Source organism: Azospirillum himalayense (genome assembly GCF_042657465.1).
Lineage (GTDB): Bacteria > Pseudomonadota > Alphaproteobacteria > Azospirillales > Azospirillaceae > Azospirillum > Azospirillum himalayense.
In genome coordinates this window covers 116,235-138,508 of the sequence record NZ_JBHSLC010000081.1, presented here as the reverse complement: position 1 = coordinate 138,508, position 22,274 = coordinate 116,235, and the positions used below count along the sequence as shown (strand labels likewise).

Genomic DNA, 22,274 nt, shown 5'->3' with positions numbered 1-22,274 from the left:
TACCCTTGACCAAGTAGATTCCACTCCATAAGGTGCACCCCTCATTTGGTGGAGGGGGCATTGACCGGAGATGATCTGCGGGACCTTCGGGACCGCCTTGGGAAGACGCAGCCCGAGTTCGCTACCTGGCTGAACGAACTCTTAGGGCGCAAATACGATAAGCAGAAAATTTCCCGCTGGGAGCGCGGCACCGAAAAGGTTCCGCGCGATGTCGCCGGCGCCCTCATGATCGCACGGCTCGGCCTTGATCGGTCGACCGAACCACGCCCCGCCGTCACCATTGCTGTCGCTTTGCAGAAGGGCGGCACGGCCAAGACCGCGACCAGCGTCAACCTAAGCTACGTTCTGGCCCGTGCAGGAAACCGAGTCCTGCTGGTCGATGCCGACTCTCAAGGCAACGCCACGGTGCACGTCGGCATTCCGCAGGCCCGCGTGGTAGAACTGACCAAGCAGGGCAAGACCCATTACCATGCCCTCACCGGCAAAGCCTCGCTGACAGACGTGATCCTGCCAACGGAGGTGGAGGGCTTGCATGTCGTTCCGGCGAGCATCGCCCTGGCGGCCGCGGAGGGGGAGCTTTACCACGACCCCACCGGCATCAACACCATGGCCGATATGCTGGAAGCCGTGCGGGGCTCCTACGACTTCATCGTCATCGACTGTGCCCCGTCTCTCGGGATGGTGACGTCGAACGCGTTGGTGGCGGCCCAGTACCTCCTGATCCCCTGCCAGACAGAGGCGCACGCGATCCTGGGGCTTGATCAGCTCAGCGAAACTATCGCGAAAATCCGACGCCGCTCCAATCCGGACCTGGAGATCCTTGGTATCGTCCCGACGATGTATTCCGCCCGGCAATCGCAGGACAAGGCATCGCTGGATGATTTGCACGCCATCTGGGGGGCACAGTTCTCGATGTTCGACCCGATCCCCCGCTCCACCGTGTATTCCCAAGCTGCGGCCGCCAACATGATCACGCTGGCCGGAGATCCAGGTGCTCCAGGAATGGAGACCTTCGTGGAAATTGCGCGCCGCCTCATGGGCGTAACAGCTCCTGCCACGGAGGCTGCACATGGCGCCTAAGTTCCAGCGCAACACTCGCGCCCAGGTCCAAGCGGCCAACCCAGCCCGAGAGGAATCGGCGGAGACGGACAAGCTGTTCGGCCTGTCCGGCACCCTCCCCCGCCTCATCGAGGCTGACGTGGAGCGGATCACGCCGAACCCGGACCAGCCGCGCACCGTCTTCGATGATGCCGCACTTCAATCCCTCGCGGCATCCATCGACAAACATGGGCTCCAGCAGCCGGTGCTCGTCAAGCCGGCCGGCACGCCGGGAAGTTATATGCTGGTGGCTGGCGAGCGGCGGCTGCGAGCGCATCAGCTTCTCGGCCGCAAGACGATCCCCGCCATCATTACGCAGGGTCGGTCGGAAGAGATCGCGCTGATTGAGAACGTCCAGCGCGTCGATCTGGACGCCGTGGATCTGGCGCGAAGCGTTCAGCGGCTTATCGACCAGCACGACTACCTGATGGCAGAGGCTGGCGTTCTGTTGGGCTGCACGGAAGCAGAGGTTTCACGACGCCTCTCTGTTCTGCGGCTTCCGAACGAAATCCTGGACGAGTACCGACAGGACCCATCGCGTGTGAGCCGGTCCGTGCTTGTCGAACTTGCCACCTTGGACGACCCAGAGCAGGTTCGATCTCTATGGGACCGAGCACGGACGGGGATCACGGTTCGCGACGTGCGCGCGGAGAAAAAGGCCGCCAAGACGGTGGCACCATCAACCACGGAAAGGGCACTGTCCGATCGCAGCATCGGGAAGAGCTTGACCAAGATGGCCGGGGACCTCGAGCGCCTGCAAGATGCCCGGCCGGTGCTCGCAGACGAGCACCGGACCCACCTGATTGTTATGCGCGACCGCATCAACGCTCTGCTCGGCGAATGACGAGGCGACTTACGACGTCGTAAGTGATCGGGGAGCTTGGCCGACTTACGACGTCGTAAGTACCGACGGCGCTGGGCCAGCCTCCCCTTTCCGCCCTGCCCTACCGATAAACCGCCCGACACACCGCCTCGACTTTGTCCAGGTCCAGCCAGTCGTCGGTGCGGACCCCGCTTTCCATGTCAATCCAGTACGGCCCCGTGGCGGCGATCTTCCTCAGCACATCGCCCACGTTGCCGGGGCCGATCCCGCCGGCGTAGCCGACCAGCCGGTTGCCGCCGGGGTGCTGCGGCCATTCCTCCGGCGCCCTCCCCTCCCCGGCCGAGCGGTCGAACAGCCAGTCCACAGCCGTTCCGGCTGGGAACTCCAGGTCACAAGTCTGGGCGACGCCTCGCGGCCCACCCCACTCTTCCATCTCGCGGGCAATCGCCCCAGCGTCTGGTGACGGGTGGTTGACCTGCACCCGCCGGAACGGGGTCAGATTGAGTCCGGTCGGAGTGTTGGTGTTGATCCGCCAAGCATACCCACCACAGACGTGCGCAGCGAGCTGAGGGAGTCCTGCGCATGCGATGTGCGTGATCGTCTTCCGATCAGGATACCGAGGCTCCCTGCCCTGCCGGGTCCCACTGAACAGCACGCCGAACTCGACGGGGTAAACCGTGGCGATGTGGAGCGCGCGAGCAAGGTCCGTTCTGGCGTCCAGGCCAGTGAAGGTGATGAACTCTGGGGTGCGCAGGCTGCTGATGGTCATGTCGGCCGATTCCTTCGAGTTGGGTGGTAGGCTCATGCAGCCTGCCGGCGGGAGCGGGATCGCAGATCGACGTTTCGCCGCTTGTTGCAGTATTCCAGCTCCGTCATGTGGGCCGCCTTCGGCACCTTGTAATCGGGAGGTGCCGCCGCATTGGTGATGCCGGATTGGTCGCGGGCCTGCTCCATCCTGGTCCACCTCTCCTGTGGGGTGATGCGTCCGGCCCGGAAATCCTCTTCGATCTCGGCAAACCGGCTCTGATAGGCGTCCAGCCGCTGGTAGTGATACGGCGGCGGGGTGGCGCCGCTGGGTGCGGCGCCGATGTTGGTGACTGTCACAGACCGGCTCACTCTGCCCTCCCCTGGCCTGAAAGCGGTGCCGTGTTCGCCATCAGCGTGGCAGACAGCGCGTCGGCGGAAATGAGCCGCCAGCCCTCGGCCATGCGATGGGCAATGAGACGGCCGAGGAAATCGGCCGCCCTTCCCCGCCGAGCATCTTCGTCGTAGGAACCCGGCTCGGGCGGGTGGTCGGGCGGATCGCGCAGACTGACGATCATTCGCAGCAGGGCCTCGCCATGCCGGTGTTCGGTGATCGAGCACGAGCCGTAGCCGTCACGAGCCCAGGCCCAACTGCGGCCATGGCGGGTCGATGTGGGCGCGGGAAGCTCGGTGCCGTCAGAGAGGACGAAGGGGTCGGTCGAATGCATGGCCGGTCACTCCGCCGCTTGCATCTGGCGAGACGGAGCATGGAGCGCGTGCACCGCGTTCGCTTGGGCCAGCAGCATCGCCATACGCTTGGGGACGGAGTTCCCCACCAGCCGCATCGCCTCCGTCTTGGTGAGCGGTCGGGTGACCATCTCCGGTTTGCCGTCCGGGCCGATGACGATGTTGCCCTTGCGGTCGCGCTTGTAGACGGTGATCAGGTCGGGCATCCGCAGTTCATGGGCAGCAGCGGCTTCCCGCGGCCGCAGCATCCGCATGCCGATGTCGACCACGATCCACGGACCGAAGGTCACGAACTCCCGATCATCCCAGACGCCATGGGCGCGGAGAAAAGCGGCGACCTGCCTGGCGCGGGCCAGCTTCTCGGGCGGCAAGGGCGGAGCCGTGACGTCGGCGCCGTGAACGGCGAAGCGATCCACCGTGGGCAGCGCGTTCAGGGGCGCGTCCACGGGCTGGTGCTGCCCGCCTGTGCCATAATACTCAGACAGGTAGGCTGCGGTGACCTGATGATGGGAACCGCCGCGGTCCCCGCCCGAAGTCTGGGCCGAGATGGGCGCCCCGGCATCCTGGGGCACGCCGGTTCCGCGCTGGTGGACAAGGTATGCCCCGGCAACCTGCTGGTGGCTGACGGTCGTAGTCATGGCGCTGACCGGATTGCTGACACTGTGTCCGTTGTGGACGTCGCTCTCCCCGTTCGGTTTGGTGTGGTTGTTGTGCTGGACCATCCAGGCGCCGACGACGGCGTGCTTCGCCGCACCCGCGACCTGGGTGCCGATGGCGTCTTCCACGTCGAGCGCCCGTGGGGCCTGCCCGTCGCGCTCGCCGTAGCCGGTCTGGACGAGCGCCGCGCCGATCACGGCGGAATGCTCCTTGGCGGTCTGCGCTGCCAGAGGATCGTCCGCCGGGCGGCCGACATCACGGGTGTTGTGCTGCTCCAGGAAGGCACCCACCACACCGAACCGTGCGGCGCCGGCCATCATCGTATCGGTGGGCGCGTCGGCGGACTGGCCGGGGCTGTTCTCCTGGAACTTCGTCAGGTGGGCAGCCACCACGAAGTCCCGGTTACCGGTCGTGAGCGCGGGCACGGCTTCGTCCACCGCCGCCCCGACGTTGTTGGTGTTGTTGGTCATGATGGAGGGGGCGAGCGTGGCCCCGACGATCCCGAAGCGGTTCTCGGTGGTGTTGGTCGGCAGTGAGTCCTCTGGAACAACGCCGCGCGCCTCGCCCTCCCTGCGCTCCCCGTGGTAGCGGAGGAGGTGAGCCGCCATCACGGCTTGGTCGTTGCTGCCGGTCGCCGTGCGCATCGCATCCTCGGCGTCGTAGACCCGGCTGCCGCTGCGCGAGTCGTCGCCATGAGCGATGCCGACCAGCGAAGCCGCCACCAGCCCGAAGGACGGGGCACCGCCTGGATGATGGTCGGAGTGCTGCGCGGTGAAGGTCCGCGTGGACTCGTCCATGCCGTGGCCGACCGCTCCGTTACGGAACGTCGTGACGTGGGCCGCGACGATGCAACGGTCCTCCTTCGTCGTGGAGGCGTTCAGTGGTTTGGCCGGGTCCATCGGCGGGACCTGGGCGGCCCGGCCGCCGGCGCCGACGATGGCCGCCCCCATCACCGCGAACTCGCCTCCCTTAACCGCCGCCGTCAGCGTCGGCGTGGCGCCGCCCCCGTCATGCGCCCGCGCCGGGCTCTTGCTGTGCGTCGTCGGGATCAGGGCCGGCCCGACGAGGGCAACCTCGCCGCGGTGCGCGCAGGTCATTGTCGGGCCGGCGTCGCCGATGTCGTGCAGCCGGCCGCCGTGGGTCAGGTGGATCAGGAAGGGTTCCTTGGCATTGAGCACGAACCGCTGCATGCCCACGGCGATCCGCTTCTGGGTCGCCGGCGCGAGATCCTTCGGACGGTCGAAGATGCTGGGCAGGTCGAGCGACCAGTCGATGATCTCCGCAGCGGCGCGGTGGGGCTGGAGCGGCGCCTGCCCGGCGGCGGCTCGCTCCTCGTTCAGCCGTACCAGCTCCTTGCGGCTGGCGTGGGTCTGCTCCGGCCATTCCGGCTTTCGGCCGTCGAAGTGCAGGACGCCGAACAGGCGCTTCCGGCTGGTCGGGACGCCATAGTTGGCGCAGCAGAGATCCCGGTCCTCGTACACGGCGCCCAGCCGCTCCATGTGACGCTTCCAGGCGCGGTAGAGCCGGCCTTCCGTCCGGAGACGGTCGCGGACGCGCTTGCTGTCCGGCACCCGCTCGCCCTCGGCGGCCACCCTGACCATGTGCCGCCCGTCCTTGACCAGCAGGCGTCCTGTCGCCGAGTCACGCTTCGGCTTCCCGAACTTCCGCGGGTTCCGGACGAGCTGCTGTTCCCAGACCGGCACCCGCTCACCCGGCGCGGCGACCGACCCATCGAGTTTCAGCACGCGGCCGGTGGCTGGATCGCGCTTCGCCACCAGATGATTCCATCCACGGATCTCGCGGACGTTCTCCAGGAAGCCGACCTCGGGGCCGAGGCCGCGCTTGCGCAGCACGCCCACCCAGCGGCAGAGCTGCCAGGGCATGGAGCGGACGCGGGGCGACCGTGGGGCGCCACCCTTCGCGACGCTATGGTCCGTGCAATCCGGAGACCCCCAGAGGTTCCCGACATGGCGCCCGCCGGTCGCCTCGAGCGGGTCCACCTCATAGATGTCCGCCTGCAGGTGCTTCGTGAATGGGTTCAGCGCCTTGTGCGCGGCGATGGCGATCTCGTCGTGGTTCACGGCCAGATGCACGGGGAACCCGGCATCCTCCAGCCCTTGGCAGGCGCCGCCCATGCCGGCGAACAGCACGACGTTGATGGAGCCTTCGAGCGGCCATTCCGTCGAGCGGTCGACCGGCTTGTTGCGCCGGGCCTTCGCCCGTGTCCGGACCTTCGAAGGGGGGGTGCTGCTGACCGGCAGCATGTCGATGGTGAACAGGCCGTCCATCGTCACGCCCCCTGCCCGGCCATGAAATCGCGCACGGCCAGAAGCCGCGCCAGATGGCGGCGATCCTGCTGGTGTAACCGCTGCTGCTGCTCGGCACTTCCCTCGTACCGGGTTGGGTTGCTGGCGACGACGCGGGCCTCATGGATGACGAGATCGAGGGCGGACAGCGCATCCGAGACGGTCACGCTGGCGACTTCTTCCGGCGCGATCTCAATGTGGACCGGAGGCGGCGCCGTGATGCCGGGGGAAGCAAGCGGCGGAAGGGTGCGGGCCGGGTGGCTCATGGGACGATTTCTCCGGAGATGGTGACCAGCCGGTTCGCGCGGCCAGCAGCGGCGGCGGCGATGTGGGATTCGGCGGTGCGGTAGCCCGCCTTGACGGGGTGGGAGAGCCAGCAGGCGACATACCCGATGGCGAACAGGGGCCAGCCGATCAGGAGGCGAGGCAGACGGGCGAAGGCGTCACGCATGGCCGGCGCTCCCGATGACGGTGGCGCCGGAGCGAATGCTGGCCACCGCCGCCTCCAGCGTGAGCCGACCGGCGCGGGCCCGGGCGGCATTGGCGGTCCGGCGGTCGCCGTCCTGGTCGAGAAGGTCCGCCTGCCGGCGCAGCATGTCGGCCATCAAGGGCAAAGCTCGGGTGTTGCCTGCCGTCACCGGGCGGGCCGAAAGGATCGGGAAGCGCATTTCAGTGCTCCAGAAAGAGCGGGGTGATTTCGGTTTGGCCGGGGATGTCCCGGTGAGCGTAGAGGCGCTCGAAGAGGGTGCGGCGGCGCGGGATCTGGGCGGGGTTATGAGCTGCGGCCGCAACGGGCGGATAGGGCGCCTGCCCCATCGCCGCCCTGCCCGGCTCGCCGGTCTCGGCTATGCGGCGCATGTCGCCTCCTGTGCCGCGGCGCGCCGCTCCAGCTCCCAGATCTGCGCCTGGAGCGCGGCGTCCAGCCGGGCATGCACCTCGTTGTGGGCCTTGGTGACGTTGATCGTCACGGCGTCGGCGCCTTCCTTCCAGGCCTTGGCGAACGCCCGGCCGTCGGGCCGGACACCGCTCATGATGGCCCAGCGCTCGGAAGCGGGGGCGTCCTTGGTCTTCGGCTTCGGCAGGGCCGCGGACGCATCGTCGACTCGCTCCGCATACTGTGCGCTGGGAAGCCATCCCGACACCGGCTTCCTCTCGCCGGGCTTGGTCATGCTGGGCCCATAGTTTTCAAAGGTGCTGCGGCTGGTGGCATCCCCGTCGCCCAAAGCGTAGGCGACGATCCTGGACAGCTTCAGCCCCGTGAAATGGGCGCTGCGCACCTCGACCAGGGCTTTCTTGATCGCCGTCAGTTCGGGGTTCTTCGCGCAGTTCGGTACATTCGAAACATTCACGGCAGGTCTCCTCGGAGTTGCCAGTAACGGAAGGTGGAATCGAGTTCGGCCCACAGGCTGGCGGCCTGTGAACGGGGTGCGATCTGCCGCTTGCGATTGACACCGCAGTGCAGGCAGACGGCGTCGGAGGCATCCTCGACCGTCTCGATGGGCTCACCGGCCCAGCGGGTGAGGAAGCGGCGGAATTCAGCGTCGCGGCACCGCATGGCGGCCTGTGCCGCGGGCTTCATCTCGTCCCAGTTCTGGCCGGGCCGCCCGATGAAGACCGGCGGTTTGGGTTCACCGTCGTCATCCAGCTCCACGGCGACCAGCATGAACGATGCGCCGGCCGACGCGTTCAAGAACAGGTCGGGCCGGTCGAGCGGGTGGAAGTCGAGCGCCACGCGGAAACCGCCGTCGCCGTTCTGGCGGATGCCTTCAGGCGCGAGCCGGCACTCCATAGCCACGGAGGCGCGGGACGCCCGGTTCGGCATGGTGGGAATGGCGGAGATCGCGCGGCGGGGCAGGGCGGCAGCGTCGGTCACCGGCGCTATCTCCCCTCGATTTTGCGTTGGTGGATGGACAGCTTGAACGCCTGTTCGCGGGCGGCCTCCAGGAGAGCGCCGATCCAAAACTCGACCCTGTTGAGTTCCGAGATCGAGGTCACGCTGTCGAAGCCGAACATCTTCAGTTCGGCCACCAGCAGGTCGCGGTTGAGCTCCCGGAGGGCGTGCGTCAGGAGATGGTTGGCTTCATCGAGGAGCGCGTTACGCTGATCGTTCGGCAGGTCCGGCCAGGACCAGCCCAGGCGGCAGGTCTGCCGCGTCACGAGGCGTTCCAGAACGTCCGGATGGTGAGAAGGGCCGCAGTAGGGCAGGGCGAGAACCGGTTCAGGCATGGGCCAGACTCCTGGAGCGGGTGCGCCGCATTGCGACCAGATAGGCGACGCCTTCGGGCGTCACGCGGATCACGCGGAAGCGATTGCTGATCTTGTGGTAGCTGACGTATCCGGCCTCCTGGCAGGCTTGGAATCGGGGGTCGTTCCAGGCAGAGGACCGGACCTTCAGGCCGTCGCTTGAGGCGGAGATTGTGGCGAGATAGGCGCGGGCGGCGCGGTCGAGGACGTCGCGACCGTCAGCAGGGGAAGCCCGTTCCGACCGGCGCCGGCGGGAACGGTCGGCACCACCGCCGCACCCAGCGCAGCGGCGCGGGAACCCGTCGCCGTCGCCGTCGTCGATCAACTCGCCGCATCCTTCGCACAGGGTGCCGTCCAGCATCATGTCGGCGATCTCACCCATGGATCACCTCCCCGTTCTTGCGACGGATGAGCATTTCGCCGGATCGGAGGGAAACGGTGAGGGTGCCCTGCTTGATGTCGACCTCGGCCACCAGCGGGTGGTCGCAAAGGAGTTCGGTGGCCTCCCGGAGCGTCAGAGTGCTCAGGCGCTGTTCCAGGGATTCGGCGGTATCGCAATGGTTCAGCCCGATGGAGAACAGACGGTGCAGGATGACCGCTTCCGATGTCTTCTCAACGGATGCCATCTCCGCCACGCGCTGTGCTTCCCACGGGGATACAGGGAAGTTCTTCCGAAGCGTGTCACCCATGGACGGCCTCCCCTCGTGCGGAAGCGGGGTGCATGGCCGCCGGGGCAGGGGGCGCCGGGGGCTCCTCCATCCGAAGCGTGTACGGAATCTTGCCCAGTGCCTCCTTCAGTTCGGCGGCCTGCCGGTCGAGGTCGGCATCGTCGAACCACGCCCCCATGCCGACGAGCCGGGCGAGTTCGCGCGTCGCGTAGTAGCGCAGCGTGGCGGCGGTCATGACGGGCAGGGCGACGGAGGAGCCCCCCGCCCCGTGGGTGAGCGTCCGGACGGCCATCGTGATCGCGACGGCGAGGTCCGTGGCATCTTGAGCGAACGACGGATGGGCGCCCATCTCCACCCAGGTCGAGAGCCGCCCATGCTCCTTCTCGGCGTGGTGCAGGATCGTGCAGAGCGATGCCGCCGGCAGGATGACGTGGGTGGGGATTGCTGGCTCAGCCATGACGTGCCTCCGCCGCTGCATGCGCCCAGGCAAGCTCCTGCCGCTGTCGGTCGAGATGTCGGCATTGAGCGTCGTAGCCGAAAAAGATGTCGCTCCTCTCAGCGGTCACATGCATGCGCCACCGAGCCGCCTCGTCATGGTCGCCGCGGTCCACGGCAGCATCGAGCCGGGCTTGCGCAGCTTCAATCCGGTCAGCGCTCCGGATCACTGCCGTTTCCGCCTTCCACACGGCCCGGCGGGCGCTGGACACTCGCTCCATGTCTTTCAAGTCACGGGTGGGGCTTTTCAAGCGGGGGCGGGACAAGCGGATCTGGTCGCCCTCCCATCCGGCAATTGCTTTCTTGCCATCGACAGTCCAGGTGTAGCCCCTGCGGCGATAATCGTGCGCAATCCAGCCCCGGAACCGGCAGCGGTGGAAAGCTGCGGCCTCTTCGAACTTCTCCCGCTCATGCTGATGGTACTGGCCGGACCGCTTGGCCGGTTTCCATGGCTCGCCGGCGAGCCACATGCGCACGAGATCGGCAGTTTCGGACGGCTTCAGCACCGCGGCGGCGATGTCCTTCGCCTCGGCATCCAGATAGAACCACTGGTCGAACATGTTGCTGTAGAGGCCGCTGCTCCAGTTCATGAGGCGCAGCCAGTCCATGGCGGCGAGGCTCAGCAGGGCGTCCTCATCGATGAAGCCTGGGTACCACCGATCGCCGGACCAGCGCATCTCCGGGAACGGACCGGTGTTGCGGGCGTCTTCGCTCAGCAGGACGCGCTGCGCTTCCCGCCAGAGATAGTCGGCGTGGACGGTGCCGTTGCCTTCACAGGTCCGGCAGGATTCGCCGTGGCAGGCCGGGCAGTCGCACCAGCCGTCGTTCTCCAAATCCTCCAGGTCGGCTTTCTTGTAGCCATGCCGGTAAGCGGCATGGGCCTTGATCCGGCGGTCGCCCTTGCACAGCCAGCAATCCGGCTTGTCCGCGCCGGTGCCGTTGCACGTGGGGCAGTCCATCTTGAACAAGGTCGGCGGTTCGTGGTCGAGCGGGTAGGCGTGGCAGATTGTCACCGCCTCATAGGCGTGGGCCACCAGCTTGCCGAAGGCGGTCGGCCGCGCAGTCACGCTGAAATAGCCGTTGATTGCCGTGGGCACGATCATCTTGCGCTCGTTCAGGAGGTGTCCGGTATCGGCGTCGTGTCCGCCGATGCTCGGCCGTTCCGCCCCCTCCCTGCGCACCACGGCGGCCAGCACCTCCTGCTCATGCCGGGAGAAGGGGCGGACCAACTCCCGCTTCCAGTGATCGTGGGAATAGCCGTCACGGGGCATGGGAAGCCTCCGCCTGGTGCTGTGTGCTGGTGGTGCGCATTTCCTCGACCCAGGCCGCAAAGCCCTTCAGCACCGGGACGATGTTCTGGTCATCGGCCCAGCCGGCGAATCCGACGAAACCATCCTGGTTGAAGGACACGGCTTCGCGCCCACGGAAGTGGTCGGATCGGCAGCGGAGATATGCTTCATTACCGCGTCGTTTCTGGGGCGCGGGGGTGATCCCCTCTTCCATGCGATAGGAGCCGAGGATCAGGCCGCTCTCCCGCATCTCCGCGTCGAGCAGGCAGATCAGGCGCTGCAGGTTCGTCTCGGTCAGTATGCTGTAATCCAAGCCACTGGCGGCCCACAGAGCGCGAGCGTCATTCCTGTCCATGAGGCGGCTCCAATTTCAGGAGGACAGCGCGGGCATCCGTCAGCGCGGATTCCATGGCCACGGTCGCGCGGCGCACCCATTCGCCCATGTTCCGGTACTTCTGGTCGCTGGCACCCTTGACCGTGGCGAGGCGGTCCTTGGCATGCCCGAGGACCTTATCCGCGTAGAGCACCCGCTTCAGGGCCTTCCGGAGATGCTCCTTATCCGCCTCGGCGGCGGCGAGGGCGGCACGCGCTTCGTCCCGCTCTGCCTGTGCTCTGCCGGCCGCCGCGATAGCTGCGGAGCAGGTAGCCTTCCATGAATTCCGCTCGGCGATGGCTTGGTTCAATGGCGTGGTGTCAGCAGACATCGGCCACCTCCGCATCGACGCCGGCGGTAACCGTGGCGGGATGGTCTTCCACCGCCTCGACGGTAAGGCCGCGCGCATCCAGGTCCAGATCATGCTCATCGACCCAGGCGCGAACGGCGGCCTCGATCTCTGAATGCAGCGCGCGGTCGGCGCGGATGGCGACGTGGATCTGGTCGGGGAGTCCCCAATCCTCGTCCCGCGTCTGCCCGGCTTCGACTTTCTCCGCCAGCTCCGGGGCGCCGTGCCGGCGAAGCGCCTCGCCCAGCGCCTTCCGGCCAGCCGCGCCGCTGGGTTCCCGGCTGACGCGGCCGCAGGCGTCGGTGAACTCGCCTTCGAAATCCGCATCGGCGTTGTGCCCGGTCAGCGCGTCCATCAGCCAGTTTCCGAGGTGCCCCTCATTCTTGAGCCAGTCGTCGGCCGCTTCGGCGAAGTCCGGATAGGTGATCGGGATGTTCGCGACTTCAGCCGTCTGGAAGGCCTTGCCGCCACCTTGAGCGATGGCGGCGGCGATCGCTTCCGCACGCGAGGTGAAGCCAGTGGTCCAGTAGTCGCCGCCCGCCAGGACATAGCCGAACTCCGGCTTCAAGGCGATGACGCCAGCGACGCGGCTCTCCGTGACGGAGACGATGGTCGGAGCGCAGGCGGCGACCACCGGGGCGGCGACGAGGGCGCGCAGGACGGTGCGGCGGGAGAGGTTATGCATCGGTCACCTCCAGATCCGCTGCTGTATTGCTGATGCCATGTTTTTGGTATCCATCATGTTGGCTGTGTCACTTCGCAGCACGTCGCCAACGTCATGCATTTCAGAACTGAACGCCTCCACAGACCTGTGATGATGGTCTGGGACCGTGATGCATATATTGTATCCGTTCCATTCGAACTTACGTGCGCCACGGTAATGGGTCTTTACGTCAACTTGCTTTCCGTTTTGGAGCTTTCTGGTATGCTTACGTACAGCGTGGAATACTTTTCGGCGCGATCCATTTACCGTGACCTGAAGTTCCCGGTCTTTGAAGAATGTGGAAACGCGATCGACCGGCACACCAAATCGACCAACTACATTGTCCTTTTTAACGTTGATTTGAACGCCGTCAAAAGCAGCTACAGCCGCGCTCATAGAAAGGAAGAATAGGCTGCTTACATAATCCTCAATTGTTTCGCTCTCATTCTTCTTCCTATCTCTGAAAAGCTCGATCAGCGGAGAAGGATATCCAACCGACCTATGCGTGATCATAGTTGAAGAACTATCGCCTCGGCGCTTGTGCCGATGTCTCACCAATTGTTTGCTTGATGTGGCCTGGCGGAGTGGAATCACGGTTCCATCAGGAAGAACGCCAACATAGAAGGCGACAGGAAAGCGAAATTTCTCACCTTTCTTGGTAAAGAATAGAACCCCTTGATAGGTGCTCAATCCTGCAGAAACCACACCGTCTCGGTTGCTGTCAGTTATATGAATTTTTCGGAAATATATAAGCTTCGGAACAATAATGGAGCTATTATCATCGGCTTTGTTTTGAAAAGAAAACATGAAGAATGACGGCCATTGCCGTGGGTCTTTCGGCACGCGATGATCAAGTACGGTCGACATCCGCACTGTGTCGGTGTGCGGAATTATCGTTCCGCCAACCCTTGAGAATAGGCTGTAAGCATCAGGATGTACATCTTTCAGACGTTTAATCCAAAGCATGTAGTCGCCGATACCGTCAAGAATATCGGAAACGTGATAAGCGGAGGTATCGGACGCGTATTTGTCTTCGACATCCACTTCCAGTTCGCTGGCCTTCACGATGGCGGGCAGTTCACCAGCTACGTCATTGGCGACGTAAGCCTGGGATACGGCGACAGAAGTATTTTTCAGTAAAGCGGCGCCTTCGCGCAGATCACAGGAAACAGCACCGCTGGACCGCTTGCGCCATAAATCTCCAATATATGACATCATAGATGTAATCGGGGCATGAATAGCGGTGACAAGGTTCATTTCCGTTGATCCTTCATTTATGTGTCCACGCAGCGCTAAAGCAGCCAGCGAAGATCAAGTTAGGCATTTCCGAGTATTGAAGCCTCAAAGGGAAAGCCCGCGCCCTTGGATGAAGGCTTCGTACAGGTGACTGTCGCGACCTTTCAGTCGAGCTTCGGCTTGGCGGGCAGGCCGATGGCCAGAGCGGACTTGTCGACGCGGGAAGGGCGGGGCATGGGGGCTGGCTCGTCGGGCGTGGGCCGGATCAGGCGGCTTCGTCGGAATAGACGAGGTCAATCGAGTCCTCGCCCTCCCGACCTTCGGCATAGAGGCCATTGATCGGCCACGAAGCTGTGGTCGCCGTATCCGCACCGGCGAACATCACCGTGGCGATGATGGCCATGCCGTCATCGGACAGTTTGGCCGAGATGATGGGCTCCCCAGCCCGAGTGCGAAGCGGGCGCGTCAGGTCCAGGGGAGAGACGGCGTCGAGGTGCTCGGCAGCCTTCAGCCGCCACTTCTGTCTGCACTCTTCCGGCAGATTCTCCCACGTCGGACCGGGTTGGAAATCACCGATGGCGTCGACCATCGTGCGATCGATCTCGTGGAGATCCTTTGCGCGCTGCTCAAGCTGATCCTGCGTGTACCAAGCCATTGTTTCACTCCGTGAAAAACGAATTTCAGAGGAAGCTCGGCAGTCCCAGCACCCGCTCCCGATGCTTGACCAGCCCCACCGACCGTTCCCCGCAACGCCGCACATGAATGAGGCTGAAGAGGGCCACGTCGTAGGTTTCGGCCATGCCGACATCGATGAGGTGACGGGCGAAGGAGGCCGTGAGCTGGGTGGCGCGGTGAGGTGCGTTCGGCACCTCGCCGGTGGGAAGGGCAGGGGAGAGGGTGGCGAGCATGTCGGGCGCCCTCACGCGGCCTTGACCGAGGACGGCGCCGGTTCGCCGTCGCGCAGCGCTGCCATCGCATCCTTCAACGGCTGGGCGACGCCTCCGGAAATCCAGAAGGTCCGGCCCAACTTGGCCGCCTCAAGGTCCGGAATCTTCGCTGCGTTGAGGTTCAGCGCGGTGTTCTTCAACGCCGCAGCGCTGAACGTCATGCAGACCACCGCGGCCATGCCGGTTTTCTTCAGCATACCGAACAGCCCGTTGCGGCCCTTCTGGTCCAGGACGTCGGCGGCGTCGAGGATCACCAGCCGGTCGCCGGCCCGCTCGGCGAGGGCGACTTGCAGGATCGCCCGCACCCGGTACTGGTCGGAGGAAAGCTGCGGGCCCAGACCGGAAAGCTGGCTGTAGGGCCGGCCGCCGTAGCTGATGCTCATGTCCGGCTCGACCCGGACGGCCTTCCAGCCGGCGGCGTCGCACAGCGGGCGGACCATGTCGTTGTTGAAGGTGTCGAGCACCCGCTGCGTGTTGGCCTGCCGCAGCCCGGTCGGCGCGAGGATGCCGATGATGGTGGACATCGAGGTGATCTGCCGGTCCAGAGCATCGGCGCGGGCCTTGGTCTGGTAGAGGTCGAGGCGAAGCTGTGCGGCCGCCACGGCGTCACGGGCTTTCTGCACCGCTTCCGTCGAGCCGGATTCCCCAGCGCTCTGCGCCTCCAGGTCGGTGAGCTTCCGCTTCGCCGATTCCGCTCCGGCGACGGCGCGCTGAGCGTCGTCGAGAACGCGCTGCGCGGCCTGAAGGCCGGCCCTGGCGGTGCTGAGCGCCACCTTGGCGCGGTTGAGATTCCCTTCAACCGTGATGCGGTCAAGGCGGCGCTGCTTCAGGACATCGTCGCTGAGCCGCTCGGCCTTGTCGAGCCGCACCCCGTCCTGGCCCTTGTGGTAGTGGACCTTGCCCTGGCAGTGCGGGCAGGACAGACCGGAATCCTGTTCGGCCGGCAGCAGGTTGGCGACCGCCTGCTCCGCGTCGCGCTGCGCCTTCTCGGCGTCGACCACCGCCACCTCGGCGTCGAGCTTCTTCTTGCTGGCGGCCTGCTCCGCCTCCTTCAGCGCGTCGAGCTTGCCGGCATCGACACGGAGGCGGTCGAGTTCGGACTGGTCCACGGCTTGGTCGGCGACCACCGTCTCCAGCGCCGCGTTCGCCGCCGCGAGAACGGCCTGCAAGCCGTCGGCGGAGACCTCGGCGAGGTCCGGCGTCCAGCCGTCCGGCTTCCAGTTCTGAATCTTCTGGTCGCCGAAGGCTTCGCCGGACACTTCGGCCCAGCGGCCCTTCAGTTCGGTGCGCTCGCCCTCCAGCTTCTTCAGGGCGCCGTCCCAGCCGCGCGTCTCGATCTGACACCAGAGCCAGTGCACGATGTTCAGACCGACTCCGACCGTCTTCAGGAGCTTGGCGTAATCCATGAGGGAAAGAGCGGGATCGGCGGTCTTCCCGGCGTCCTCCAGCGCCTTGGTGATGGACGCCGCGGCGGGTTCATCCTTGAAGCCGGCGTCCGCCAGGGCGGCGGCCAGATCCTCGCGGGTCGGCGCCGTCTTCAGCAGCTCGCCCAGCACCAGGCCGCGCTTCTTCTGGTCGATGTCGACCAGGGAGTCGAGGCCGGCGGCGATGCGCCCCAGCGTGGGCGGGGTGCCGGTGCTGCTGACCTCGGCCTTCGGATAGGAAACCGAGATGGAGCCGCCCGGCCCGGTTACCATGACGGAGCCGGACTTGGCGCCGTCCTTCACCAGCGCCTTGACGTCCTTCTTCAGATAGCCGTGGAGCGGGTCACCGACCATGGCGCCGGCGATGGCCTTGGCGACGGAGGACTTGCCGTGGCTGTTCTCGGCGGCGATCAGGGTGACGCCTTCTCCGAAGGTGATGTCGGCGCGCTCCAGAATCTGGAAGGCGCGGACGGTGGCGGTCATCGTCATGGTTGGTTACTCCGAGAAGAGGCTGCCGGTGTCGTCATCCGCCGGGAGGTCGGGCATGGCGTCTTCGGCGGGCGGGGTATCGGCGCGGCGAGCGCTCGGCTTCGGCTCACGCGACGTTGTGGCCTGTTGCTGAGCGGGTGCGGGTTCGCGCTGCTGCTCCGCGCCGATGTCGTTGTTCATCGGCTGGTCTTCGCCGTGCTCGATCAGCGGGGCTTCGGCTTCGCCAGAGGCGACCGCGCGAACGAGGTCGGGATCGGTCATCTGTGAAAAGTCGATCTGGCCGACATCCGCACCGTCATCGATAGCCGCCGCCGCCGCGATCTGCGGGGTGATCGGAACCTTCTTGCGAAGCCGCTTGGTGCAGGACTTTTCGACCATTTGGTCTTCCCACATCACCCACGGCGTTTCGGCCAGTTTGCGCTCCGCTTTCTGCCGCTGGTCCGGATTCCGGGCATTGTCGATGCCGCGGAGGAGTGCGCGGTAGGTTTCTGAGCGGGAGCGGATCTTCTCGATTTCCTTCCAGGGGACGACCGTGGGAATGAGGTCGACACCGCGTTCGGTTTCCAGCTTGGCATAGGCATAACCAGCGACGATTCGTCCTGGATCATCGACCAAATAGTTGGGCTCGTACTCGAACACGATGTCGGCAGCGTCCTTGAAGACGAACCGGTCGTGCTCGTAAATTGCGCCGGCATTCACACGCGTGATGCCAGGGCTCCGATACATCAGTTCCTTCCAGCCTTGGGCGCCGATCTGGAACTGGCACTCGTAGTAGTCCTCCCACTCGTTGTCGCCGACCTTGCGCCGGGTCTTGTACGGGAGCAGCCACGCAAGTTGCTGGGGCGTGTTTGGCTCCAGCGCGAGCGCGGTCGTGGTCATCGTCGCGCCGAGGACCGTGCGCGGATCGCACTTCAGCAGGTCCGGGGTCCGGTTGATCGCGTTGATGATCAGCCGGGTCATGCGCTCCGGGTTCATGTGCTTCCCGGCCACCGCCGCCAGTCCCTTGCGCACCCGGTCGCTTTCCAGCAGGTCGAGGATGCCCCGCTTGTTCTGCTGCGCCGGGACCAGCGAGGGTCGCGCGCCACCACCATCAGCCATGGTCGTTACTCCTTGTCGTCGGTTTGATGCTCGCGGCAGAAGGCCGTGCCCCAGGCCGGGCAAAAGCGGTCGCTGCAGAGCTTCGAAGAGGGGTTGGCGGCGAAGGCCCACGGATCACCGGGCTCGATGCCCTGCACCGGGTCGCCTTCACGCCAAATCTTGAGGTCGGTCTGGATGTGCCGGATCACCGACCACGCCGCGGTTTCCGCGCCGGCGAGGTCATGAAGGAAGGACTGCGGGTCCGGCTGCGGCTTCTTGATGGAGGCCCGTTCGATGAAGTCCTCGGCCAGCCCTTGGACATCATAGCCGTGGGACTTCGCCAGCAGGGCATAGACGCCGAGCTGGGGCTTGTGGTTTCCCCGCTTCCCGGTCTTCAGATCGCGAACCCGGTGAGGTTCCCGCGCCAGAACGTCCTGCTGTCCTGAGACGATGATCTCCGCAGTGACCTGGGCCTCCAGCCGCTCCTCCACCAGAACCGGCTGAACCAGCGGGGCCACCGCCGCATTGTAGGCGCGCGTCATTCGCACGACCTGCTGTTCGGCAACCGTCAGCGAGCCGGTGGTGCTGTCGTAGATCACGCCGTCGCGGATGCCTTTCCGCACGGTCTCCACCGCGCAATCGGTCGCGACGTCGAGCGGGGGGAGATTCCCCGTCTGCGCCTTCTCGGTGAGAGCCAGAGCCGCACCGGCATGAACCGCGGTTCCGACTGCGGCACCGATGCCGTTGGGCAACTGGCGGAGGTCGTAGCCGGCGGCGACGATCTCGCGGGGAATCTGTCTCGCTGCCCAACGGCGCGGGCAGTCCGGATAGCCGCTGAGCGAGGATGCGCGGATGACGAGCGGTGCCGTCCGAGATGAACGGAGCGCCGTCGAGTTCAGCATCATGTTCATGGCGCGCTGCCTTCCGTCGAAGTGTTCGCGGTCAGGCCTCGGCGCCCGGCTGGTCGCCGCCGGTCTTGCCCAGAACCTTGGTCATCTCGAAGAGGCGCTTGCGCACCGACGGGTCGTTGATGCGGTAGTAGGCGCGCACCAGCTCCAGCGTTTCCCGCTTCGCCATCGGGTCCGGTTCGGAGGAGTCGGCGCTGGCGGTGCACATGTCGTCCGTCACCGCCGCCGCCGTGGTCGCCTCCGACATGTCGTCGAAGAAGAAGGACACCGGCACGTCCAGAACTCGGCTGAGGTCGAACAGCCGGCTGGCGCTGATGCGGTTGGCGCCACGCTCGTACTTCTGCACCTGCTGGAAGGTCAGGCGGAGAGCATCACCCAGCTTCTCCTGCGACATGCCGAGCAGGGTGCGACGCAGCCGGACGCGGGCGCCGACGTGGATATCGACGGGGTTCGGGGCTTCGCCGTGCGGGGGACGGCCGGCGGCGCCGCGGCCGCGCTTGGGAGTGCTCATGCTGGAGCAGGGGGGCGATTCGGCGGAAAGGCGGCGGGAGATGGCGTTCATGGGATTTAGGCTCCGTGTTGGAGAAGGGCAGGGGAGGGGCGGGTGTGGGGAGAAGCGACCGGCAGCTTCTGAGGGCCGGCGCCGCACTGCTGCGGCACGTGGTCGGCCGTCGCTTCGGCGATGAGGATGGCGGCGTTCGCCGCGGTGTAGCGCTTGGCCCACATCTCGATGTGCGGCGGGGCAGGGCGGGTCTTTCGGATCGACGTGCCGGGGCCGCAGACGATGTCCGCGCCGAGGAACGTCACGGCGCCGCCGCTGGCCGGCCCGGCAGGGGAGGGCAGGGCGGCGTAGCTGAAGGAGATCATCACCTGGGCGGAAGCGACGACGCTGCCGTTGATGCGGTTCTCGAAGACCGTGGCGTGGTGGTGATGGGAGGTGGTGGCCATTGCAGTCAGGTCTCCACCGTGTGGTCGGTGGCGGGCGCGTTCGGCATGTCCTCTGGCACGACTTCATGCGACCCACGCGGCGGGTGACCACGCCAGACGCGCCAGAGGTCGCGCAGCAGTGCCTTGGTCATCAGCCTGCGGGCGTGCTTGTCCACACGGGCGGGCGTCCAACGCTGGGCCGCCGTCAGTTCTTTGGTGGCCTCGATGCGCGGCGCGGCCTTGGCCTTTTCGCGCCCGTACACCTCACCATAGGGACCGATGGGACCGGCGGGCGCGATCACCACGTCGCCTTCAGTCTTCGCGCCACGCCACTGGCCGCGGAACAGCGGATCACCGATCACCGCGAACATCTCGGCCCGGCGGCGGGGGTTGTAGCCATGCTCTGCGGCGAGGTCCGCGTCGGACTTCCGCTGCTGGCGCTCGCCGTTGATGACGGCCAGCCCAAGGCGCTTCCACAGGCGGGAGACGGTGGCATAGCTGCCGATGTCGCCGGCCTCCGCGACGATCACGGCCAAGCCGAGATCCCCGAGACCGCGAACGCCCAACGCCCAATCCTTCCAGACCGGGAGAGCCTTGGAGAGCTTGCGCATCTCGCGCTCGGTCTCGGCCAGCATGTTGTCCAGCGGCTCGCGGGACTTCGCCGCGGCCAGCACCAGCGGGGCCACGACGGCACCGACGCTGGCGAACTCGCCGGTAAGTTCCTTGCCGGACTCGATCAGCGCCATGACGGCGGCGGCGCGGCTGTTCAGCGCCTTGCGCTCCTTCTCCGGCATATCGAACTGCCAGCCGAGGAAGCGCCGGATCAGTGCCGCTGTGGCGTTGTTCATCCGGTTCCGCTGCTTGATGCAGAAGGTGCGGCGGACCTGGAGTTCCCCGATCAGGGCGATGGTGTGGGAGAGGTCGGGCGATGCCGGTCTGGGTGTCGCCGAGCCAATGGCCCGATTCTCTCCCCCGCCGTTTCCGGCGGTTTCGGTGTGGGGTGTCGAGGAAGGCGTAGCCTCTATGGGTGTCGCCTTAACAATGGCCTTCCTCGACCGTCCGCGTTTGGGCGCGGGCGAAGGGGTGGAGACGGCGACCACATGATGGGCGTCGCACTTCTGCTGGCCGTCTCCATCCGGCACGGAGCCGGAACTCGGAATGGGGGTGAGGGAGGGCGCTTGTGGACTGGGCGGCAAGAATACAATGGCCGCTCCCTCGCAGGCGTCGGACACCAGCCCGTCGCCGTTCTGAATCTCGTTAAGCATTGGTCGAAACCTCGCTGAAGCCGTCCGGCTTGGTCAGGGTGACCGTGGGCGGCGTGATGGACGGCGGGTTGGTGGCGAGTTCCCAGCAACGCTCCGCATCGGAGTCGGTCACGAAGTCACCGATGACGCCGCCGTGGGGGATGCCGGTGATGATCAGCTTCACGAACCGGGCGTCACGCTCGCGGCCCGCTGCCCAACGGTCGGCTTCCTCAACCTTCACGGCACGCAGCGGCTGGCCGTTGATCTGGTAGCTGTCGAGCAGTGACCGGCGGACCGGCGCCATAGCGGCGGCGATGATGGACGCGCCGCGCTTGGCGTGGCCGGGGGAGATTTTGGGGCGGGCGCCCGATGTATGGGTGACGTCAGGTGTCTGGCCCGCCCCGCCGGCCTTGGCCGGATAGGTGGACGCGGCGTTCCGTGCTTGGGTGTCAACGGACATTTGGCCGCGTCCCCGGCTGTCGCCAGCCGGAAGGGTTGAGGAGGAGGCGAGTCGATCATGGGCGTCGTAGTAGCGTTGGCCTCCCCCAGCCGCACGGGGCGGCTTCTCGGAATAGGGGCGAGCGGCAAGTGCATAGTGGTTGCCGTACAACGTCTGGCCGCTCGCAGCCGCGTCATCGCGCGGCGTCTCGGGAATGGCATGCCCGCCGGCACGCCAGCCTTGGGTGTCAGACCGATGCTGGCCGGCGGGCTGCACCTGCCGATGGGCGGCTGGTGTCTCGGGAAGAGGGGCGGACGGGCGGGCGTAAGGGTTCTGGGTGCAGCCTTCCGAATGGCCCATCCCGTCCGCGTCGGCGTTGCCGCCGAAGGTGTTGGGTGCGGCGGGGGCGCATGGGACATGGGTGTCTGGCGCAATCTGGCTCCCGCCGCCGGCAACGGCTTCCGCCGTGCCGATCTCGTCATGTTCAATGTTGCTCACCGCCGCCCCGGACAGCATCTCCTCCCGCAAGCACGCGATCAGCCGCGCGCAGTTGTCGGGGAAGAAGAGGTTGTTCACGGCATCCATGAGGTTGGTGTCGGCGCGCAGTTCATTGGCGAGCAGGACCGCGGCGGCGGCGCCGTCCCGAAGTTCGTTCTCAGCCCGCTCAATGCACTCGGCGGCGATCTGCCGAACCCGTTGCAGAGCAGGGGCGTAGGGGAGGGTGGTGGCATTCATCATCAAGCCCTTGTTCACTCTGCGGCAGCCGGCGGCGACTTCCGCACCCGGCCTTCCGGTTCAAAATCAGCGGCCCGCCGCGCCGTCTTCTGGTAGGCGTTCCAGGCGTGTCGCAGACTGGCGAGGGACCGCCGCCCCCATGCGGAACCCAGCGTCCCGCCCCGAAGATGCCTTCCCACCGCCCGACAGGCTTCGACCAACTGGCTGGACCAGAAGCGCTTATCCGCCTCTGCATCCCGCCGCTTCATCGCAGCCGCGCCGTGCTGGAGCAGGAACATCCGGTTTCGGAAGTCCCGGTCCGAAAGCTGGCCGCTGACGATCTGGTCGATGTCCGTGGGAAGGCGGCGCATCG

Annotated in this window: 31 protein-coding genes; 2 read left to right on the top strand and 29 right to left on the bottom strand. The window is 66.1% G+C overall.

Features of this window, described 5'->3' with window-relative positions; genetic code table 11:
• Nucleotides 1-60: 60 nt before the first annotated feature.
• Together ACFPMG_RS24775 and ACFPMG_RS24770 are read left to right on the top strand one after the other, a co-directional pair.
• Nucleotides 61-1,080: a ParA family protein gene (locus ACFPMG_RS24775; RefSeq protein ID WP_376997920.1), complete on the top strand. Its 1,020-nt coding sequence runs from the start codon at nucleotides 61-63 to the stop codon at nucleotides 1,078-1,080.
• Nucleotides 1,070-1,942, top strand: coding sequence for a ParB/RepB/Spo0J family partition protein (locus ACFPMG_RS24770; RefSeq protein WP_376997918.1), 873 nt, complete (start codon nucleotides 1,070-1,072; stop codon nucleotides 1,940-1,942). The genes ACFPMG_RS24775 and ACFPMG_RS24770 overlap by 11 nt, the downstream gene beginning before the upstream one ends.
• Before the next feature lie 100 nt (nucleotides 1,943-2,042).
• Here the strand turns inward: ACFPMG_RS24770 and ACFPMG_RS24765 are convergent, their stop codons facing one another.
• From ACFPMG_RS24765 to ACFPMG_RS24625, 29 genes are all read right to left on the bottom strand, one after another.
• Entirely contained in the window at nucleotides 2,043-2,690 is a 648-nt protein-coding gene (locus ACFPMG_RS24765) for a beta/alpha barrel domain-containing protein (RefSeq protein ID WP_376997917.1), read from the bottom strand.
• A 32-nt stretch (nucleotides 2,691-2,722) separates the two neighbouring features.
• Nucleotides 2,723-3,037 carry a hypothetical protein gene (locus tag ACFPMG_RS24760; protein WP_376997915.1) on the bottom strand — a complete coding sequence of 105 codons (315 nt, stop codon included), beginning with the start codon at nucleotides 3,035-3,037 and terminating at the stop codon, nucleotides 2,723-2,725.
• A complete protein-coding gene (locus ACFPMG_RS24755) occupies nucleotides 3,034-3,393 on the bottom strand; it encodes a hypothetical protein (RefSeq protein WP_376997913.1) in 360 nt (119 codons plus the stop codon). The genes ACFPMG_RS24760 and ACFPMG_RS24755 overlap by 4 nt, the downstream gene beginning before the upstream one ends.
• Before the next feature lie 6 nt (nucleotides 3,394-3,399).
• Complete coding sequence (locus ACFPMG_RS24750; protein WP_376997912.1) at nucleotides 3,400-6,357, bottom strand: DNA cytosine methyltransferase; 2,958 nt, start codon at nucleotides 6,355-6,357, stop codon at nucleotides 3,400-3,402.
• A gap of 2 nt (nucleotides 6,358-6,359) precedes the next feature.
• On the bottom strand, nucleotides 6,360-6,641 hold the full coding sequence (locus ACFPMG_RS24745; RefSeq protein ID WP_376997911.1) for a hypothetical protein: 282 nt from the start codon (nucleotides 6,639-6,641) through the stop codon (nucleotides 6,360-6,362).
• Nucleotides 6,638-6,826, bottom strand: coding sequence for a hypothetical protein (locus tag ACFPMG_RS24740; protein ID WP_376997910.1), 189 nt, complete (start codon nucleotides 6,824-6,826; stop codon nucleotides 6,638-6,640). The genes ACFPMG_RS24745 and ACFPMG_RS24740 overlap by 4 nt, the downstream gene beginning before the upstream one ends.
• The gene (locus tag ACFPMG_RS24735; protein WP_376997909.1) at nucleotides 6,819-7,043 is read right to left on the bottom strand and encodes a hypothetical protein; all 225 of its coding nucleotides are present in this window, start codon (nucleotides 7,041-7,043) and stop codon (nucleotides 6,819-6,821) included. The genes ACFPMG_RS24740 and ACFPMG_RS24735 overlap by 8 nt, the downstream gene beginning before the upstream one ends.
• Before the next feature lies 1 nt (nucleotide 7,044).
• Nucleotides 7,045-7,233: a hypothetical protein gene (locus ACFPMG_RS24730; protein WP_376997908.1), complete on the bottom strand. Its 189-nt coding sequence runs from the start codon at nucleotides 7,231-7,233 to the stop codon at nucleotides 7,045-7,047.
• Nucleotides 7,221-7,724, bottom strand: a complete 504-nt coding sequence (locus ACFPMG_RS24725; protein ID WP_376997907.1) for a hypothetical protein — start codon at nucleotides 7,722-7,724, stop codon at nucleotides 7,221-7,223. The genes ACFPMG_RS24730 and ACFPMG_RS24725 overlap by 13 nt, the downstream gene beginning before the upstream one ends.
• On the bottom strand, nucleotides 7,721-8,248 hold the full coding sequence (locus ACFPMG_RS24720; protein ID WP_376997905.1) for a hypothetical protein: 528 nt from the start codon (nucleotides 8,246-8,248) through the stop codon (nucleotides 7,721-7,723). The genes ACFPMG_RS24725 and ACFPMG_RS24720 overlap by 4 nt, the downstream gene beginning before the upstream one ends.
• Nucleotides 8,249-8,253: 5 nt before the next feature.
• On the bottom strand, nucleotides 8,254-8,601 hold the full coding sequence (locus ACFPMG_RS24715) for a hypothetical protein (RefSeq protein WP_376997904.1): 348 nt from the start codon (nucleotides 8,599-8,601) through the stop codon (nucleotides 8,254-8,256).
• Nucleotides 8,594-9,001, bottom strand: coding sequence for a hypothetical protein (locus tag ACFPMG_RS24710; protein ID WP_376997903.1), 408 nt, complete (start codon nucleotides 8,999-9,001; stop codon nucleotides 8,594-8,596). Before ACFPMG_RS24710 ends, ACFPMG_RS24715 begins: the two co-directional genes overlap by 8 nt.
• On the bottom strand, nucleotides 8,994-9,308 hold the full coding sequence (locus ACFPMG_RS24705) for a hypothetical protein (protein ID WP_376997902.1): 315 nt from the start codon (nucleotides 9,306-9,308) through the stop codon (nucleotides 8,994-8,996). Before ACFPMG_RS24705 ends, ACFPMG_RS24710 begins: the two co-directional genes overlap by 8 nt.
• A complete protein-coding gene (locus ACFPMG_RS24700) occupies nucleotides 9,301-9,744 on the bottom strand; it encodes a hypothetical protein (protein WP_376997901.1) in 444 nt (147 codons plus the stop codon). Before ACFPMG_RS24700 ends, ACFPMG_RS24705 begins: the two co-directional genes overlap by 8 nt.
• The gene (locus tag ACFPMG_RS24695; protein WP_376997900.1) at nucleotides 9,737-11,053 is read right to left on the bottom strand and encodes a hypothetical protein; all 1,317 of its coding nucleotides are present in this window, start codon (nucleotides 11,051-11,053) and stop codon (nucleotides 9,737-9,739) included. The genes ACFPMG_RS24700 and ACFPMG_RS24695 overlap by 8 nt, the downstream gene beginning before the upstream one ends.
• Nucleotides 11,043-11,426, bottom strand: coding sequence for a hypothetical protein (locus ACFPMG_RS24690; protein WP_376997899.1), 384 nt, complete (start codon nucleotides 11,424-11,426; stop codon nucleotides 11,043-11,045). Before ACFPMG_RS24690 ends, ACFPMG_RS24695 begins: the two co-directional genes overlap by 11 nt.
• Nucleotides 11,413-11,775 carry a hypothetical protein gene (locus tag ACFPMG_RS24685; protein WP_376997898.1) on the bottom strand — a complete coding sequence of 121 codons (363 nt, stop codon included), beginning with the start codon at nucleotides 11,773-11,775 and terminating at the stop codon, nucleotides 11,413-11,415. The genes ACFPMG_RS24690 and ACFPMG_RS24685 overlap by 14 nt, the downstream gene beginning before the upstream one ends.
• The gene (locus tag ACFPMG_RS24680; RefSeq protein ID WP_376997897.1) at nucleotides 11,765-12,478 is read right to left on the bottom strand and encodes a hypothetical protein; all 714 of its coding nucleotides are present in this window, start codon (nucleotides 12,476-12,478) and stop codon (nucleotides 11,765-11,767) included. The genes ACFPMG_RS24685 and ACFPMG_RS24680 overlap by 11 nt, the downstream gene beginning before the upstream one ends.
• A gap of 3 nt (nucleotides 12,479-12,481) precedes the next feature.
• Nucleotides 12,482-13,753, bottom strand: a complete 1,272-nt coding sequence (locus tag ACFPMG_RS24675) for a hypothetical protein (protein WP_376997896.1) — start codon at nucleotides 13,751-13,753, stop codon at nucleotides 12,482-12,484.
• 244 nt (nucleotides 13,754-13,997) lie between these two features.
• Nucleotides 13,998-14,387 (bottom strand): hypothetical protein, encoded by a 390-nt coding sequence (locus ACFPMG_RS24670; RefSeq protein WP_376997895.1) that lies wholly within the window; start codon nucleotides 14,385-14,387, stop codon nucleotides 13,998-14,000.
• 25 nt (nucleotides 14,388-14,412) lie between these two features.
• Nucleotides 14,413-14,640, bottom strand: a complete 228-nt coding sequence (locus ACFPMG_RS24665; RefSeq protein WP_376997894.1) for a hypothetical protein — start codon at nucleotides 14,638-14,640, stop codon at nucleotides 14,413-14,415.
• An 11-nt stretch (nucleotides 14,641-14,651) separates the two neighbouring features.
• On the bottom strand, nucleotides 14,652-16,592 hold the full coding sequence (locus ACFPMG_RS24660; protein ID WP_376997893.1) for a hypothetical protein: 1,941 nt from the start codon (nucleotides 16,590-16,592) through the stop codon (nucleotides 14,652-14,654).
• Nucleotides 16,593-16,598: 6 nt separating this feature from the next.
• A complete protein-coding gene (locus tag ACFPMG_RS24655) occupies nucleotides 16,599-17,690 on the bottom strand; it encodes a recombinase RecT (RefSeq protein ID WP_376997892.1) in 1,092 nt (363 codons plus the stop codon).
• A gap of 5 nt (nucleotides 17,691-17,695) precedes the next feature.
• Nucleotides 17,696-18,580 (bottom strand): PD-(D/E)XK nuclease family protein, encoded by an 885-nt coding sequence (locus tag ACFPMG_RS24650; RefSeq protein WP_376997891.1) that lies wholly within the window; start codon nucleotides 18,578-18,580, stop codon nucleotides 17,696-17,698.
• Between the two features lie 31 nt (nucleotides 18,581-18,611).
• Nucleotides 18,612-19,088: a helix-turn-helix domain-containing protein gene (locus ACFPMG_RS24645; protein ID WP_376997929.1), complete on the bottom strand. Its 477-nt coding sequence runs from the start codon at nucleotides 19,086-19,088 to the stop codon at nucleotides 18,612-18,614.
• 56 nt (nucleotides 19,089-19,144) lie between these two features.
• Nucleotides 19,145-19,525, bottom strand: a complete 381-nt coding sequence (locus ACFPMG_RS24640) for a hypothetical protein (protein ID WP_376997890.1) — start codon at nucleotides 19,523-19,525, stop codon at nucleotides 19,145-19,147.
• Nucleotides 19,526-19,530: 5 nt separating this feature from the next.
• Entirely contained in the window at nucleotides 19,531-20,769 is a 1,239-nt protein-coding gene (locus ACFPMG_RS24635) for a hypothetical protein (protein WP_376997888.1), read from the bottom strand.
• The gene (locus tag ACFPMG_RS24630) at nucleotides 20,762-21,925 is read right to left on the bottom strand and encodes a hypothetical protein (protein WP_376997886.1); all 1,164 of its coding nucleotides are present in this window, start codon (nucleotides 21,923-21,925) and stop codon (nucleotides 20,762-20,764) included. The genes ACFPMG_RS24635 and ACFPMG_RS24630 overlap by 8 nt, the downstream gene beginning before the upstream one ends.
• 11 nt (nucleotides 21,926-21,936) lie before the next feature.
• Nucleotides 21,937-22,272, bottom strand: coding sequence for a hypothetical protein (locus ACFPMG_RS24625; RefSeq protein ID WP_376997884.1), 336 nt, complete (start codon nucleotides 22,270-22,272; stop codon nucleotides 21,937-21,939).
• Nucleotides 22,273-22,274: the final 2 nt, after the last annotated feature.

Bases quoted from the DNA above. Each gene is read 5' to 3' on its own strand.
- ACFPMG_RS24635 (WP_376997888.1), bottom strand. From the start codon at position 20,769: ATGCTTAACGAGATTCAGAACGGCGACGGGCTGGTGTCCGACGCCTGC.
- ACFPMG_RS24765 (WP_376997917.1), bottom strand. From the start codon at position 2,690: ATGACCATCAGCAGCCTGCGCACCCCAGAGTTCATCACCTTCACTGGC.
- ACFPMG_RS24715 (WP_376997904.1), bottom strand. From the start codon at position 8,601: ATGCCTGAACCGGTTCTCGCCCTGCCCTACTGCGGCCCTTCTCACCAT.
- ACFPMG_RS24710 (WP_376997903.1), bottom strand. From the start codon at position 9,001: ATGGGTGAGATCGCCGACATGATGCTGGACGGCACCCTGTGCGAAGGA.
- ACFPMG_RS24750 (WP_376997912.1), bottom strand. From the start codon at position 6,357: ATGGACGGCCTGTTCACCATCGACATGCTGCCGGTCAGCAGCACCCCC.
- ACFPMG_RS24680 (WP_376997897.1), bottom strand. From the start codon at position 12,478: ATGCATAACCTCTCCCGCCGCACCGTCCTGCGCGCCCTCGTCGCCGCC.
- ACFPMG_RS24700 (WP_376997901.1), bottom strand. From the start codon at position 9,744: ATGGCTGAGCCAGCAATCCCCACCCACGTCATCCTGCCGGCGGCATCG.
- ACFPMG_RS24655 (WP_376997892.1), bottom strand. From the start codon at position 17,690: ATGGCTGATGGTGGTGGCGCGCGACCCTCGCTGGTCCCGGCGCAGCAG.
- ACFPMG_RS24730 (WP_376997908.1), bottom strand. From the start codon at position 7,233: ATGCGCCGCATAGCCGAGACCGGCGAGCCGGGCAGGGCGGCGATGGGG.
- ACFPMG_RS24650 (WP_376997891.1), bottom strand. From the start codon at position 18,580: ATGAACATGATGCTGAACTCGACGGCGCTCCGTTCATCTCGGACGGCA.
- ACFPMG_RS24645 (WP_376997929.1), bottom strand. From the start codon at position 19,088: ATGAGCACTCCCAAGCGCGGCCGCGGCGCCGCCGGCCGTCCCCCGCAC.
- ACFPMG_RS24735 (WP_376997909.1), bottom strand. From the start codon at position 7,043: ATGCGCTTCCCGATCCTTTCGGCCCGCCCGGTGACGGCAGGCAACACC.
- ACFPMG_RS24660 (WP_376997893.1), bottom strand. From the start codon at position 16,592: ATGACGATGACCGCCACCGTCCGCGCCTTCCAGATTCTGGAGCGCGCC.
- ACFPMG_RS24675 (WP_376997896.1), bottom strand. From the start codon at position 13,753: ATGAACCTTGTCACCGCTATTCATGCCCCGATTACATCTATGATGTCA.
- ACFPMG_RS24670 (WP_376997895.1), bottom strand. From the start codon at position 14,387: ATGGCTTGGTACACGCAGGATCAGCTTGAGCAGCGCGCAAAGGATCTC.
- ACFPMG_RS24705 (WP_376997902.1), bottom strand. From the start codon at position 9,308: ATGGGTGACACGCTTCGGAAGAACTTCCCTGTATCCCCGTGGGAAGCA.
- ACFPMG_RS24695 (WP_376997900.1), bottom strand. From the start codon at position 11,053: ATGCCCCGTGACGGCTATTCCCACGATCACTGGAAGCGGGAGTTGGTC.
- ACFPMG_RS24690 (WP_376997899.1), bottom strand. From the start codon at position 11,426: ATGGACAGGAATGACGCTCGCGCTCTGTGGGCCGCCAGTGGCTTGGAT.
- ACFPMG_RS24755 (WP_376997913.1), bottom strand. From the start codon at position 3,393: ATGCATTCGACCGACCCCTTCGTCCTCTCTGACGGCACCGAGCTTCCC.
- ACFPMG_RS24630 (WP_376997886.1), bottom strand. From the start codon at position 21,925: ATGATGAATGCCACCACCCTCCCCTACGCCCCTGCTCTGCAACGGGTT.
- ACFPMG_RS24625 (WP_376997884.1), bottom strand. From the start codon at position 22,272: ATGCGCCGCCTTCCCACGGACATCGACCAGATCGTCAGCGGCCAGCTT.
- ACFPMG_RS24740 (WP_376997910.1), bottom strand. From the start codon at position 6,826: ATGCGTGACGCCTTCGCCCGTCTGCCTCGCCTCCTGATCGGCTGGCCC.
- ACFPMG_RS24745 (WP_376997911.1), bottom strand. From the start codon at position 6,641: ATGAGCCACCCGGCCCGCACCCTTCCGCCGCTTGCTTCCCCCGGCATC.
- ACFPMG_RS24685 (WP_376997898.1), bottom strand. From the start codon at position 11,775: ATGTCTGCTGACACCACGCCATTGAACCAAGCCATCGCCGAGCGGAAT.
- ACFPMG_RS24770 (WP_376997918.1), top strand. From the start codon at position 1,070: ATGGCGCCTAAGTTCCAGCGCAACACTCGCGCCCAGGTCCAAGCGGCC.
- ACFPMG_RS24665 (WP_376997894.1), bottom strand. From the start codon at position 14,640: ATGCTCGCCACCCTCTCCCCTGCCCTTCCCACCGGCGAGGTGCCGAAC.
- ACFPMG_RS24640 (WP_376997890.1), bottom strand. From the start codon at position 19,525: ATGGCCACCACCTCCCATCACCACCACGCCACGGTCTTCGAGAACCGC.